The organism is Burkholderia sp. AU30280 (assembly GCF_020420125.1).
Lineage (GTDB): Bacteria > Pseudomonadota > Gammaproteobacteria > Burkholderiales > Burkholderiaceae > Burkholderia.
The window spans coordinates 534,272-547,390 of the sequence record NZ_JAIZRY010000003.1 but is presented as its reverse complement, the minus strand read 5'-3'; the positions used below and the strand labels follow the sequence as shown (position 1 = coordinate 547,390).

General features: G+C 66.1%; 18 protein-coding genes. 10 read left to right on the top strand and 8 right to left on the bottom strand.

The window, feature by feature from the left end; all coding sequences use genetic code 11:
* Window positions 1–25: 25 nt before the first annotated feature.
* Entirely contained in the window at window positions 26–646 is a 621-nt protein-coding gene (locus LGN17_RS09920) for a M35 family metallo-endopeptidase (RefSeq protein WP_226196316.1), read from the top strand.
* Window positions 600–1,058, top strand: a complete 459-nt coding sequence (locus LGN17_RS09915; RefSeq protein WP_226196313.1) for an OmpA family protein — start codon at window positions 600–602, stop codon at window positions 1,056–1,058. The genes LGN17_RS09920 and LGN17_RS09915 overlap by 47 nt, the downstream gene beginning before the upstream one ends.
* Window positions 1,059–1,119: 61 nt before the next feature.
* Here the strand turns inward: LGN17_RS09915 and LGN17_RS09910 are convergent, their stop codons facing one another.
* The gene (locus LGN17_RS09910) at window positions 1,120–1,545 is read right to left on the bottom strand and encodes a PACE efflux transporter (RefSeq protein ID WP_226196310.1); all 426 of its coding nucleotides are present in this window, start codon (window positions 1,543–1,545) and stop codon (window positions 1,120–1,122) included.
* Window positions 1,546–1,692: 147 nt separating this feature from the next.
* Between LGN17_RS09910 and LGN17_RS09905 the strand changes: the two genes are divergently transcribed.
* A complete protein-coding gene (locus LGN17_RS09905; protein ID WP_226196307.1) occupies window positions 1,693–2,616 on the top strand; it encodes a LysR substrate-binding domain-containing protein in 924 nt (307 codons plus the stop codon).
* A 52-nt stretch (window positions 2,617–2,668) separates the two neighbouring features.
* Here LGN17_RS09905 and LGN17_RS09900 read toward each other — a convergent pair whose 3' ends face one another.
* The 3 genes from LGN17_RS09900 to LGN17_RS09890 form a co-directional block, all read right to left on the bottom strand.
* Entirely contained in the window at window positions 2,669–2,836 is a 168-nt protein-coding gene (locus LGN17_RS09900) for a hypothetical protein (RefSeq protein ID WP_226196305.1), read from the bottom strand.
* A gap of 122 nt (window positions 2,837–2,958) precedes the next feature.
* Complete coding sequence (locus LGN17_RS09895) at window positions 2,959–4,107, bottom strand: WD40/YVTN/BNR-like repeat-containing protein (RefSeq protein WP_226196303.1); 1,149 nt, start codon at window positions 4,105–4,107, stop codon at window positions 2,959–2,961.
* 52 nt (window positions 4,108–4,159) lie between these two features.
* Window positions 4,160–4,429, bottom strand: coding sequence for a MoaD/ThiS family protein (locus tag LGN17_RS09890; protein WP_226196300.1), 270 nt, complete (start codon window positions 4,427–4,429; stop codon window positions 4,160–4,162).
* A gap of 269 nt (window positions 4,430–4,698) precedes the next feature.
* Between LGN17_RS09890 and LGN17_RS09885 the strand changes: the two genes are divergently transcribed.
* Window positions 4,699–5,064 (top strand): ASCH domain-containing protein, encoded by a 366-nt coding sequence (locus LGN17_RS09885; RefSeq protein WP_226196296.1) that lies wholly within the window; start codon window positions 4,699–4,701, stop codon window positions 5,062–5,064.
* A gap of 69 nt (window positions 5,065–5,133) precedes the next feature.
* Here LGN17_RS09885 and LGN17_RS09880 read toward each other — a convergent pair whose 3' ends face one another.
* Window positions 5,134–5,532: a nuclear transport factor 2 family protein gene (locus LGN17_RS09880; protein WP_226196295.1), complete on the bottom strand. Its 399-nt coding sequence runs from the start codon at window positions 5,530–5,532 to the stop codon at window positions 5,134–5,136.
* Between the two features lie 80 nt (window positions 5,533–5,612).
* On the opposite strand from LGN17_RS09880, the gene LGN17_RS09875 reads away from it, so the two are divergent.
* A complete protein-coding gene (locus tag LGN17_RS09875; RefSeq protein ID WP_226196292.1) occupies window positions 5,613–6,569 on the top strand; it encodes a LysR substrate-binding domain-containing protein in 957 nt (318 codons plus the stop codon).
* A gap of 25 nt (window positions 6,570–6,594) precedes the next feature.
* Here LGN17_RS09875 and LGN17_RS09870 read toward each other — a convergent pair whose 3' ends face one another.
* Window positions 6,595–7,284 carry an aspartyl/asparaginyl beta-hydroxylase domain-containing protein gene (locus LGN17_RS09870; RefSeq protein ID WP_226196289.1) on the bottom strand — a complete coding sequence of 230 codons (690 nt, stop codon included), beginning with the start codon at window positions 7,282–7,284 and terminating at the stop codon, window positions 6,595–6,597.
* Window positions 7,285–7,536: 252 nt separating this feature from the next.
* Here LGN17_RS09870 and LGN17_RS09865 point away from each other — a divergent pair, with 252 nt between their 5' ends.
* The 5 genes from LGN17_RS09865 to LGN17_RS09845 all read left to right on the top strand — a co-directional run bounded on the left by LGN17_RS09865 (window position 7,537) and on the right by LGN17_RS09845 (window position 11,277).
* On the top strand, window positions 7,537–7,881 hold the full coding sequence (locus tag LGN17_RS09865) for a DUF4148 domain-containing protein (protein WP_226196287.1): 345 nt from the start codon (window positions 7,537–7,539) through the stop codon (window positions 7,879–7,881).
* A gap of 71 nt (window positions 7,882–7,952) precedes the next feature.
* Complete coding sequence (locus tag LGN17_RS09860) at window positions 7,953–8,228, top strand: DUF4148 domain-containing protein (protein ID WP_226196285.1); 276 nt, start codon at window positions 7,953–7,955, stop codon at window positions 8,226–8,228.
* Between the two features lie 381 nt (window positions 8,229–8,609).
* Entirely contained in the window at window positions 8,610–8,960 is a 351-nt protein-coding gene (locus tag LGN17_RS09855; RefSeq protein ID WP_226196284.1) for a hypothetical protein, read from the top strand.
* Between the two features lie 62 nt (window positions 8,961–9,022).
* The gene (gene hpnI, locus LGN17_RS09850; protein ID WP_226196283.1) at window positions 9,023–10,192 is read left to right on the top strand and encodes a bacteriohopanetetrol glucosamine biosynthesis glycosyltransferase HpnI; all 1,170 of its coding nucleotides are present in this window, start codon (window positions 9,023–9,025) and stop codon (window positions 10,190–10,192) included.
* On the top strand, window positions 10,189–11,277 hold the full coding sequence (locus tag LGN17_RS09845) for a lysylphosphatidylglycerol synthase domain-containing protein (protein ID WP_226196281.1): 1,089 nt from the start codon (window positions 10,189–10,191) through the stop codon (window positions 11,275–11,277). The genes hpnI and LGN17_RS09845 overlap by 4 nt, the downstream gene beginning before the upstream one ends.
* Window positions 11,278–11,320: 43 nt before the next feature.
* Here the strand turns inward: LGN17_RS09845 and denD are convergent, their stop codons facing one another.
* Together denD and otnI are read right to left on the bottom strand one after the other, a co-directional pair.
* Window positions 11,321–12,292: a D-erythronate dehydrogenase gene (gene denD / locus LGN17_RS09840; RefSeq protein WP_226196279.1), complete on the bottom strand. Its 972-nt coding sequence runs from the start codon at window positions 12,290–12,292 to the stop codon at window positions 11,321–11,323.
* Window positions 12,293–12,320: 28 nt separating this feature from the next.
* Complete coding sequence (gene otnI / locus LGN17_RS09835) at window positions 12,321–13,097, bottom strand: 2-oxo-tetronate isomerase (RefSeq protein WP_226196277.1); 777 nt, start codon at window positions 13,095–13,097, stop codon at window positions 12,321–12,323.
* Window positions 13,098–13,119 lie beyond the last annotated feature (22 nt).

Here is a 13,119-nt window from a genome sequence, read left to right as displayed (position 1 = left end):
ATACGTTTGCGTTCACGATTCTGCTGTGACGAACACCGTGCAGGGTTCGAAGCTTAAGGTTTTCCTGACGCTCAACGGTCCGCCAATCTGTCCGGCCATGACCGACGCGGAATTCAGAAGGCTGATGATGCAACTGCGCGACGAGGGCGCCGACCTGGTGAAGGAGCGGCTCGAGCGGTTGGCCGAGTGGTCGCCGGAAGAGCGTAGGCGCGTCTGGACGTGGTTCGGCGCGAGCGACCACGGGATTCGCCACCGTCTTGTCACGGGATTGACGGCTACCCTTGCAGTTATGCGGTCGCTAGGTCCGGGAAACTTTCTGAGGGCTCACCCCGATCTGGATCGATCGCTTGGGTGCTTGCCGACCAACAAGAATGTTGGCACCGTTGCACACGTATGTGGTCCAGACACTGCAACGCGCACAATCAGCATCCACGAAGAATTTTGCACGATTCGTGACCGAAGCCGGGTAGCGACTTCCAAGTTGTCGACACTCATCCACGAGTGTACTCACTTCACGGATACGTTCGGGGCAGGCGACCCAAAGTACGGAATCACGCGCTTTCTGCCCGAATGGGGCCAAAATAACCCGGATATGGCAATTGAAAATGCAGACAGCATCTCGGCATATGTTATCTGGCTTGATTAGCGGAGCATTCTTATTGTTTGTGGCTGGACCTTCGTATGCTTGCGATGGGGTTGAGAGCTTGCCAGGACAAAATTTCGATCTTATGTTCGGGCAGAATTCTGCAGCGGTGAGTGTAGAGCAAGTGAAGAGACTGGAAAGCTGGGTATCGAAAATGCTGTCGCAGTTTCCCATTCGAGAAGGGGTAGCCGTGAGCGGCGTAGCCGAGTCTGCCGAAATCGAACCCGACGAACTGTCTGTCAGACGAGCCGAGTCCGCTCAACGGTTGCTGGTGCATTTTGGATTGAAACAGGAACGCTACGCCGTTCATGGTTATGTCTATCAACGCATGAGTATTCAGGACAATGAGAACGCAAAACGTGCCGAGATAACATTGCTCCCTGGCTGTCCCAACCACTGTTGTATCAACAGGTGATGCGTTTCGTGGCGCGGCAGCGCATATCCAGGCCCTTTCCTCGCAATATGAGCCGTGTTGCTCATTGCCCCTTCGTCGCCGCCGGTACGTCGAACACCCGATCGAACATCCACTGGAATACGAACGCGTAACAGAAGAAGAACGCGAACAACCCGATGTCGAAGACGAACGCGTCGAGCCACGAGATGCCGAGCCACCACGACACGACGGGCACCAGGATGAAGATCAGACCGCCTTCGAATCCGGTCGCGTGCAGGATCCGCCGCCCGAGCGTGCGTGACGGCTGCCGGCGCGACGCTTCCCAGCGCTCGAACAGTGCGTTGAAGATCATGTTCCACAGCATCGCAATCGCCGACATCGTCGCCGACAGCGCCCCCGAATAGACGAGGTCCTGCTTGAAGATCGCCGCGATCACGGGCGAGATGCAGAAAATCGCGATCGCTTCGTAGAGCACCGCCTGCGTGATCCTGCGCGGTAGGCCTTGCACGTTGTTGCTCCGGTTGGACGCCACTCGCCGCGGCACCGTGCCGCGACGTCCCGCAAGGCTATTCGCGTTGCACGCCCGCTTCAATTCACCTAATCTCACCCCGATTCAATTGAATTCAACCCGGCCCGATCCGGCCCGCGAGGCCCCGTGTTCTCGAAAATCCCCCTGACTGCATTGCGTGTATTCGAGTCGTCGGCGCGGCTCGGTACATTCAAGGCCGCCGCGGACGAACTGTCCGTGACGCCGGCCGCCGTGTCGCACCAGATCAAGTCGCTCGAAAGCCGGCTCGGCGTGCTGCTGTTCGAGCGCGGTGCGAGCGGTGTGCGACTCACGGACGAAGGCGAGTGCCTGTTTCGCGCGAGTCACGAGGCACTGCTCGCATTGAGCCGCGGGCTCGACGCGGTGCGCCCCGAGGCGACCGGTGAGCGCACGCTCGTGCTGACCACCACGCCCGCGTTCGCCGCGATGTGGCTGATTCCGCGTCTCGGCCGGTTTCGTCGTGTCGATCCGCACCTGCACATCAAGGTCGAAACCGGCAACACGCTCGCGGATCTCGAACGCGATGCGCGGATCGATCTCGCGATTCGCGCAACGTCGCGCACGTTTCCGGCGCTGCACGAGATTGCGCTGATCGACGAGTATTTCGGCGCGTATGCGGCGGCCGGGTTCGACGCGCATCGCACGGACGAGCCGCTCGACCTGATCGAGACCGTGTGGGATACGCCGCTGCCGGTGTCGGTCGACTGGGCGTCGTGGTGTCGCGCGGCTGGACGCGAAGCGTGGCTCGAGCGCGCGGTGTTTCGCCACTACGACGACGAGCACTACGCGTTGCAGGCGGTACTGCATGGGCAGGGCATCGCGCTGCTCAGCTCCGTGCTGGCTGCCGAGCATGTCGCGCATGGGGCATTGGCGCCGATCGAGCCGTCGGTGCGGATGGCGGGCGCGCGTTTTGTCGCGCTGTGCCGGCCCGGGCGGGAGCGCGAGCCGCAGGTCAGGTCGTTTCTGGACTGGCTCGAGGCGGAGATTGCGCAGACGCGGGAGGCGGTGGGGCGGATGGGGGGAGGGGGCTGAGCGGGAACGCAAGCTTGCACCGCTCATCAGGCGCAGGCGGGTGCCGCACCGGTCATTTCACGATGCGTATCGGCTTCGCGAGCGTCGCGTCGCAATGCCAGCTTCGGTCGCGTATCGTCGCGACCTGCGCGACGGCCGGGCTGCGCCATGCGCCGGGCAGCTTGCAGGTGTGCGCGTTTCGCGGGGGCTTCGTCGCCAGGGAGCGGCGCGTGGCTGTCATGTACGTCTCCCGTCAACGTCGGGCTGCTTGTGGATGCGCCGTTCCCCGACGAGCGGGCCACTGCACTCTGAATCGGCTTCGACGCCCCGAAGTGGGCCGTCGACCCGTCCGCCCACCCACCGTCACCCGAACCTGACGCAATAAACCGGTGGCAAATGCGCCGACACCAACCGCCAGTTTTCGCCGCCGTCACCGGACGTCCATAACCCGCCAGTGGTCGATCCCATCGCGAGGCGCGTGCCGGTGTCATCGATCGCGAGCCCGTGCCGATACACGAGATCGTACGCCGGCGCGCTCGGCAACCCGTTCGCGAATTGCTCGAAGCTGCGTCCGCCGTCGCGCGTGCGCGTGACGACGAATCGCCCGTCCACCGGAATCCGGCACGCGTCCTTTACGGCGGGCACGAACCACGCGGTGTCCGGTTCGTGCGGGTGTACCGCTACCGCGAAGCCGAAGCTCGACGGTTGCGCGTCGATCCGCCTCCAGTGCTCGGCGCCGTCGGTCGAGCGGAAGATCGCGCAGTGATGCTGAGTCCACAGCACGTCCGGGCTGGCCGCGCACTGCACGACGCGATGCGGGTCCTGCATGTTCGGTTCGCCGCGCCGCTCGGGCGGCATGTAGTCGGCTTCCATGCCGTCGGCGGTCACGCGCCATGTCGCGCCGCCGTCGGCGGTCTGCCAGACGCCGCCGCACGAGATGCCGATCGTCACGTGCCGGCTGTCGCGCGGATCGACCATCACCGAATGGATGCCCGGCGCATCGTATCCGCCGCCGCCCCATTCGGCGCGCTCCGGGCGATCCCACAATGCCCGGTTGAGCGCCCAGGAACTGCCGCCGTCGTCGGAGCGGAACAGCCCGCCGGGAATGGTGCCGGCCCACAGCACGCCCGGCTCGTCGGCGCCGCCGGTTTCGAGCGACCAGATCTGCTGAAGCGACCACGGGGCGCGCGGCGGCGCGGGCGGCGCATCGTCCTCGTCGTTCGTGGCCGCGTCGGTATCGTTGCGCCCTGGCGCGTCGTCGGCCGGTTGCGGCGGGTAGACGGGCACGGCGCACTCTTCCCAGTCGGACGCGCCCGCCCGCCGGCGATGCAGCTTCACGCCGAAATGGCCGAGATTGAGCGCGGCGTACAGCGTGCCGTCGCGCGGATCGGCCAGCGTCATGCTGACCGGCTCGCCGGGGAAGTGCGGCGCGTCGAGCGACCAGCCGCCGTGGCCATCGTGCTGCAGAACGAACAGTCCCTTGCGGGTGGCAACTAGCAATCGATCGCTCATGTCTCGTGTCCTTGGCGGTGCCATGCAAAACCCGAATGCGGATCCGTCTTTCCTACCCGCCGGAAAGCGCCTGCACGACATAAACGCGGCTGGCGTCTCCAAGCGGGTCGGACAGACGTTGCCGGTCGCGTATCGGCTGGCCGTCGATGAAGACCGACAGGTGCTTTCGCAGCGAACCCTGGTCGTCGAGGATATAGCCGCGCAGGCGCGGCAGCTCGCTGAAAACGATGTCGAATGCCTCGCCGACCGTGCGGGCATCGACGTCGCGCTCGGGCGTTTCGATATGCCGCTGGATCGACGCGGCGAAGAAGAGGTGCGCCATGACCGGGGGCAGACGATAGGCGAAGGGACGGTCTGTAGTTTAGGCGATCCGCCGGGCGTTTCGGGGCCGCCAAATGCCGGCGGCAGGCCGTCCGCGACATAACGGGGTCGAAAGACATCGACCCGGACAATGCTGTCGCCGTGCCCGGTCGACAGGATTCGGCAAATCCGCAACAATCGTGCCCCGACCGTGGCTGCACGCCTGTCCTGACCGAGAGGTCGCCTGACGGCCACGCGACGAATGCAAAGTGACTGCAGGAAATATCCGTCATGCCACGACTGGCCCTGTCGATCGTCACGCCCGCCGTCGACGACATTCTCGCGGGACGCAAGCAGGTCGAAATCCGCTCCTGGGCGCCACCGGCCATCCCGTTGACCGACCTCGTGCTGGTGCAGAACACGATCTATCCGCGCGAGGACAGGCAGGAAGATCCGGACGGCGTTGCGCTCGCGTTGGTCGACGTCGTGGGCGTGCACGACTGGACACCCGACGAAGCACGCTCGCAAGGCAAGCAATGGCGTGCCGGATACGTGTGCTGGGAGTTGACGAACATACGGGCGATCGACCCGCCGTTCCGGTGCGCGGCGAAACGCGGCGTCTATCGGCTGGATGTCGCGCAGTGTCATGTGTCGTGACACCGCGTCCCCTTGCGGGAACGACGGAGCCGACGCTCAGGTGTGTCACGCCGCTATCGGGCAGTTGTACTACGCATATTTGTCGCCAACCGTCTCCCTGATCGGATGCGTGTCGTACACGATGACCATGCGCTCGACGAGCCCGTTGATGTCGAACTCGAACACGTCGACGCATTCGAATTGCACGGCGGTGCCGTCCTTCAGCCCCCAGTCGTAGACGAAGTAACCGGTTGCCCGTCGTGCACCGGTCGCGCTGACGCAGATGTCGATCGCCGTGATCCGGCTTTGTCCGGATGCCGCAACGACCTTTTCGAAGAACGGCTTCGGCTGCATCCAGCCGAGAAACGGAGAAAAAATCCGTGCTTCCGGCGTGAACAGCGCGCAGATCGACTCGACGTCGCCGCGCTCGAGCGCCTTCAGGTAGGTGTCGACCTGCTGCGTGTATAGTGCCTTCGACGACGAGACCATTCTCTTTCTCCGCTGATTGTTGACGAGCCGGGCCGCGACAGGCGATGCGTACCGGGCGCAACCACGATAGCGATGCAGCGATGTCCGAACAATCGAAAAATCCGCAACCCGGGCATGCGGCCCGTGCATACCCGCTTGCCGAACTCACGCGGGCGCTGCCGCCGTTGACGGCGTTCCAGGCATTCGTCGCCGCCGCCGAACTGGGCAGTTTCAGCCGGGCCGCCGATCACCTGTGCAGGACACAGGGTGCGGTGAGCCGTCAGGTGCAGCAACTGGAAGCGCATTACAAGTGCGCGCTGTTCGTGCGACAAGCGTCGGGGCTGGCGCTCACCGCGGAAGGCGGCGCGCTGCTGACGGTGGCCGTCGACGTCCTGACGCGACTGGCACGTCACGCGGAGGCTCATGGCGGCGTCGCGCCGGTTCTCACGCTGCGGTTGCCGTCGACCTTCGCGATCCGCTGGCTGCTGCCGCGTCTCCCGGCGATCAATCGCGCGCTCCCGCGGACCGAACTGCGTATCCAGACGTCGGCGGACGACACGCCGGATTTCGCCGGAACCGACGTCGACGCGATCGTCGTGCGCGGGGCCGGGCACTGGGCCGGCATGGTGTCGGTTCCGCTGTTTGCAGAGCGGCTGACGCCGATGTGTACGGGCACGCTGGCCGCTTCGTTGAAATCGATCGCCGACCTTGCGCAGGCCACCTTGCTGCATCCCGCCCGCGGGCATGAAGAGTGGCGCTCCTGGCTCGCTGCCGTCGGCGCGACGGCGGTCGATCCGGAAACCGGGCTCGTACTGGACACGCTCGAGTTGACGCTCACTGCCGCCGAGCAGGGGCACGGCGTGGCGATCGGCGACCCGCGCATGGCCCGGGACCGGCTCGCGGCCGGGACGCTGGTTGCTCCCTTCGGCGATGTCGTGGACAACGGTCTCGGTTATTTTCTCGTGTACCCGTCGCCGCGCGCGACGCAACCCAGGATTCGCGCGCTGACGTCGATTCTGACGGAGCTGGCGCAGGACGATTCGCCGCGCATGGCGTGACGGGCATCCGTGGCGGTCACACGCACTAGACCGGAATCGACCGCCCGCGAATCCTGATTCCGAGCCGCACGACGCCGATCACCGCATTCGACAGCCACGTGAGCAGGCGCGGCATCCCGCGCCGGCGGATATCGAGCAGCAGCACGATCCGCACGGCGTCGCTGTCGTTCCACACCTCGTGCATGAATGTGTCGTCCCACAGCAGGAAACGTCCTTCCTCGAGCCGGTATTCGTGGCCGTCGATTTTCAGCACGGCGGCCGGCGTGCCGTCCGCGCGCTTGGGCATCGACAGCACGAGATAGCCGCGCAGGATGCCGCGAAACGGCCCGCGATGCGGTGGAACGTGCTTGCCGGGCGCGAGGAACGACAGCGATGCGGACAGCACGTCAGGCGACGCCGCAATGATCGATGCAATGGTCGGGCAGCGCGACAGGTTGCGCGGGAACGGTTGGCCGTACGCCTGCATGATGAACATCCGCCAGTCGCGTGCGTCGTTGGCCGAGATGTCGTACTGCTCGCGCATGATCTCGTGAAAGCGCGGGATGCGCGGCATGTCGCGCGCCACGGCGAATGCCTCTGCCTGGATGTCGGTCCAGGCTCGGACGAAACGCTCGGCATCGGGAAACGCGGCCGTGTCGAGCACCGCGCCGCCGTCGATATGGCGGTCGTACAGCGTGCGCAGCAGGCTGGCTGCATAGTCGTAAGCGACGGACATGGTCGATCGAAGGGCGATCCGTAGGGGGCGACGTCAGTCTGCCCGAAGCGCAGCGGGTGCTGCGTTACGTCAGGTTACGCCGGCTGACGAAAGAATGACAGTTTCATGAACGTCCGTCCCGGGCCTTCCCGGCGCGGGAGAAGCCGAGTGATCCGAGTGATCCGGGCTGCGCGACGCGCGGGAATAAACGCACGCGCTCCGTCGTCATACGGGTGTAGCACATCGTCTCGTTGACTTCTCAAGGAGTGGAACATGAACACGCATTGGCTGGTGGCCGCCGCGGTGGCGGCGATTTCCCTCGCGGGTATCGCGACGCAAGCATCCGCACAGGAATTGACACGCGCGCAGGTCAGGCAGGAACTGATCGATGCCGAAAACAACGGGCTGCGCTTCGTGACCGATACGTCGTATCCGCACGTGAGCCCGCTGTTCCAGCGGCAGGTCGATCAGATGCCGCAGCATCAGGCCGGCACGGCGGTCGGCAGCGATCCGGCCGCGTCATCCGAAGCGGGCAAGCCGGCGACGATGTCGCCGCGTCAAGGTTCTGCCGCATGCGTTGGCCCCGCGAGCTTCTGCACGATCTATTTCGGAAGCTGACGCAGCCGCCTGCGTTTGCAGGTCAGGCATTCAACCAGGTTGATCGATACGGAACATTGAAGGAGTTCATGATGAAAACCTATATCGCAGTACTGACGATAATTGGCGCGATCGTCGGTCAGTCGACCTTCGCGCAATCGGCCGCGCCGCTGACGCGCGCGCAGGTGCGCGACGAATTGATGCGTCTGGAAGCAGCCGGGTACGACCCGGCGAAGGGTGACGAAGGCGAGTATCCGGCGGACATCCAGGCGGCGCAAGCGAAGCTTGCCGAGCAGGACCGGTCCCGGATGGCGGCTGCCGCAGCGCATGCACCGGCCGCCGATACGCCGGCGCAGACCAGCAACTAGGTGTCGATATGGTCTTGTGCGACTTCAGGCCGTCGTGTTCTCGGAACGGCAGTACGGCAGCCGTTCGTGCCGCTCGACGTGGAAAAAGGGCACCGGCTGCGCTGCCCGTCATCGCGCGCCGCTTCGCGCGGCGCCGCGATCATCTCGTCAGCCGCATGCGATAGTCGAGCATATCGGGCGGGCGTGGACATGAAGACGCCTGGCGTACGACGGGGACGGTATGGGTCGGGTGGATTCTACGGCCGCGTTCTTGACGAAACGTCAAGCAGGCGTCGCCACAATCGTTCTCCGCTGGATTTCGGCTTTTCCTGATCCCGACCCGCGCGCCCCTTTGAATCGTTCAGATCTGTATCGGTCGCCCGCACGGGAGATTCTTTCACCATGGCACCTTCGACGATCGAGCGATGGCGCGCCCACCTGCTGATCGCCGCGCCGGCCGGCCTGTTCATTCAGTGTTTCGTGCTGGTGTCGTGGCTTGCCTGGCGCATACCCGAAGCATTTTTCACGACGATGACGTTTCGCATCTGGGTCGTCATCGCGGTCGCCACCGCGATACTTTTGGCCCGCAAGCTTGCCGACGTCGCGTTCCGGGCCGCGCTCGCATGCGGCTACGTGCGCGTGACAGGAATCGATCGCCGCACGGTAGTTGTGTCATCTGATTGCGCGTACCGTCGCTTGGTCGTCCTTCACATCCGGCTCCACGGGAATCGATACGGCGGCGCGCACGGGTGAACCCGCGTGCGCGCGGCGGCTTCCGGGTGCCATGGTCGTATGGGTCACCACTGGGGAGAAGCATGGTTTTGCTGCATGTGCTGAGCGCGCTGGCCGGGGCAATGTCGATCGTCTGCGGGCTGGGCGTATTACTGGGCATTGCATACACGATCACGGCCAGCGTGCTGGTCGGCCGGTTCTTTTCCCGGGCGGCGGCCGAGCCGCGCGATTATCCGGGCGTCACCGTCGCGAAGCCGCTGCACGGCGACGAGTGGCAGCTCGTACAGCATCTCGAAAGCTTCTTCGTGCAGACTTATCCGGCGCCGGTCCAGCACCTGTTCGGCGTGCACGATGCGAACGACAAGGCCCTCGCGGCCGTGGAGACGCTGCGTGCGCGCTACCCTGACGCGAACATCAAGGTCGTCGCCGATGCGCGGCTGTACGGGCCGAACCGCAAGGTCGCCAATCTCGTGAACATGCTCGAACACGCGGAGTATTCGGTGCTCTGTCTCGCCGACAGCGACGTGCTGGTCGAGCGCGATTATTTGCGCGCCGTCGTCGGCGCGCTGCAGCAGCCGGATGTCGGCATCGTGACGAGCGTGTATCGCGGCATCGCATCGCCGGGCTTCTGGCCCGGTGTCGCCGTCGCGATGACGAACTACCATTTCCTGCCGGGCGTCATTACCGGACTCTTCATCGGGCGCGCACGGCCCTGCTTTGGCCAGACGATTGCGATCACGCGCGCGACGCTCGAACGCATCGGCGGGCTCACGCGCTTCGCGCATCACCTTGCCGAGGATCATGCGCTGGGCGAGGCGGTGCGGCAGGTGGGCGCGCAGGTCGTCGTTCCGCCGTTCGTCGTCGGGCATGCGTGCGTCGAGGAGACGTTCGCGCAGTTGTACGCACACGAGTTGCGCTGGAGCTGCACGATCCGCGCGGCGGACCGGCTCGGTCACGCCGGCTCGGTGTTGATGCACCCGGTGCCGCTTGCTTTGCTGGCGCTGATGTTCTCCGGCGGCACGACCGCCGCGTGCGGGCTGATGGCCTCGGCGCTTGGCGCGCGGACGCTGCTGATGCTGAAAACGAGCCGGGCGACCGGCGCGGGCCTGCGCGGTGCGCTGTGGCTGCCGTTCGTCGATCTCCTGCAGTTCTTCGTGTTCGTGTCGAGCTTTTTCTCGTCGCATGTCGTGTGGCGCGGCACGCGCTTTCGCGTCGACCGGGAAGGCCTGCTGTCGCCCGCGAGCGAATCATGACGGCACGGACGAACCCCGGCGTGGATGCTGCGGAGCGAAACGCCGCGCGAGGCGACGCCCGCCTGCGCCATGTGGGGCAGGTGGCGGCGCTGGGCGGGCTCGCGCTCGCCGTATGGCTGATCTGGCACGAGCATCCGCTGGCAATCCTGCATCGCCTGCAGGCCGCCGGCGCGGGGCTGCTGCTCGCGGCACTGGCCCACATCCTGCCGATGCTGGCGAATGCGTGGGACTGGCGGATGCTGATCCGCGGCCCGCGCCGACCGTCGTTCGCGACGATGCTGAAGCTCGTATGGATTCGCGAATCGATCAACGGCTTGTTGCCGGTCGCGCGGATCGGCGGCGAGATCGTGTCGTTCGGCCTGCTGCGGCAGGCGGGCGTGCGGCCGGCAACCGCCGTCGCCAGCCTCGTCGCCGACATGCAGTTGACGCTGATCAGCCAGCTGGTGTTCGCGCTGGTCGCGATCGGCTACGTGCTCGAGCATGTGTCGTCCGACGCGGCGCGGGTGGCCGCGAATCTCGCGATCGGCATGGCCGCGCTGGTGCCGGTGCTGCTGCTGTTCGCGCTGGTGCAGCATGCGCGGCCGTTCGAACGCGCGATGCGCGTGCTCAACCGCGTCACGAGCGGCAAGGTGGTGGCGCTGGTCGGGGAATCGGCGCGCACCGATCAGTCGATCCGGATGATCTGGAGAAGGACCGGCATCGTCGTGCGCTATCTCGCGATCTGGCAGACGCTGCAGTTCGTGGGCTACGCGCTGGAAATCTGGCTGGCACTGTATTTCCTCGGCGCGCAGCCGACCTTTGCGCAGGCGCTCGCGATCGAGGCGCTGATCCAGCTCGTGAGCAGCATCGCGTTCCTGATGCCGGGCGGCCTCGGCGTGCAGGAGGGCGGGTTCGTGCTGATAGGCGGGCTGCTCGGGTTCGACCCGCCGACCTGTCTCGCGCTGGCCGGCGCCCGCCGCGTGCGCGACCTGCTGTTTTATCTGCCGGGCCTGCTGGCGTGGCAGTGGGCGGCCGGTTCGGCGAACCGGTCGGGCGGAACGCAACACGCGCCGTTGCCCATCGGGGAATCCGCCCGGCCGCGTTGATGCGACCGGGGCGCCGGTGCCCGCGCGGCCGGCGGCGCGGGCATCAGCGCCGTTCGTCGGCGAGATGGCTGCGGATCACGTCCGCGAACGACGTATCGCCCGTCAGCCCGAGCGCTTCCGCACGCGACGTATCCCAGCGGCCCGGCCAGCTGCCGACGATCTTCTCGACGCGCTCGTCCGGCACATGGCGGATCAGCTTCACGACTTCGTCGCCCGCGACTTCGCGCAGGGCCGCGATCATTTCGTCGACCGATACCGACAGGCCGGGCAGGTTGATCACGCGTTTGTTGCCGAGCTTCGCGCCGTCGATCTCGCAGCCCGCGACGAGCGCCTCGATCGCGCCGCGCGGCGACAGCAGCCACAGCCGCGTCGAACCCGGCACCGGGCACACGCTTTCCTCACCGTTCAGCGGCTCGCGGATGATGCCGCTCGCGAACGACGACGCAGCCGCGTTCGGGCGGCCCGGCCGCACGCTGATCGTCGGCAACCGCAGCACGCGGCCATCGACGAAGCCGCGCCGCGCGTAGTCGCACAGCAGCAGTTCGGCGATCGCCTTCTCGGCGCCGTACGACGATTGCGGGTTCAGCGCGGTGTCGTCCTGCACGATGTCCGGCAGCGTGCCGCCATAGACCGCGACGGAGCTCGTGAACACGACGCGCGGCTGGTGGCCGCGCGCGCGGCACACTTCGAGCAGCGTGCGCGACGCGTCGAGGTTGATCCGCATGCCGAGATCGAAATCGGCTTCGGCCTGCCCGCTGACGATCGCCGCGAGGTGGAAGATCGCGCCGGTGTGCGTGTCGATCGCGCTTTCGAGCACCGCGCGGTCGGCGATGTCGCCGACGATCGACGTCACGCGTGCGTCGCGGAAATCGCTGCCTGCGACGACGTCGAGCAGCACCAGCTCGTCGATCTTCTCGCGGCGGCCGTCGGGGCCGGCCAGTTCGCCGCGCTCGAGCAGCTTGCGCGCGAGACGCTGGCCGAGAAAGCCGGCGCCGCCGGTGATCAGTACTTTCATGTTCTTTATCCTCGTGGGAATGCAGGAATCACAGGTACGGCTTGAGCCAGCCGAGGCCGGCCGACGTGCCGGCCTTCGGGCGGTATTCGCAGCCGATCCAGCCGTCGTAGCCGAGCGCGTCGATCAGCTCGAACAGGTACGGGTAGTTGAGTTCGCCGATATCCGGCTCGTGGCGCTCGGGCACGCCCGCGATCTGGATATGGCCGATGCCCGCGAAATCGCGCTTGAGCTTCATCGCCAGATCGCCTTCGACGATCTGGCAGTGGTAGCAGTCGAACTGCACCTTCAGGTTCGGCGCGCCGAGTTCCGCGCAGATCGCCTGCGCGTCGTCCTGGCGGCTCAGGAAATAGCCCGGCATGTCGCGCTGGTTGATCGGCTCGATCAGGATCGTGACGCCGCGTGCGGCGGCGGCTTGCGTCGCATGCCGCAGGTTCGCCAGGTAGGTGTCGCGATGGCGCGCGCGGTCGGCGCCCGGCGCGACCATGCCGGCCATCACGTGCAGCTTCGTGTTGCCGAGCACGCGCGCATAGTCGAGCGCCTGGTCGACACCGCGCCGGAACTCGTCCTCGCGGCCCGGCAGCGACGCGATGCCGCGTTCGCCCGCGGCCCAGTCTCCCGGCGGCGCGTTGAACAGCGCCTGTTCGAGGTTGTGCGTGTCGAGGCGCGCGCGGATATCCTCGGCGGCGAAGTCGTACGGGAACAGGTACTCGACGGCCTTGAAGCCGTCGTAGGCGGCAGCGGCGAAGCGTTCGAGGAACGCGTGCTCGGTATACATCATCGAGAGGTTGGCGGCGAAGCGTGGCATGGCAGCGGGTCCTGTGAATGAA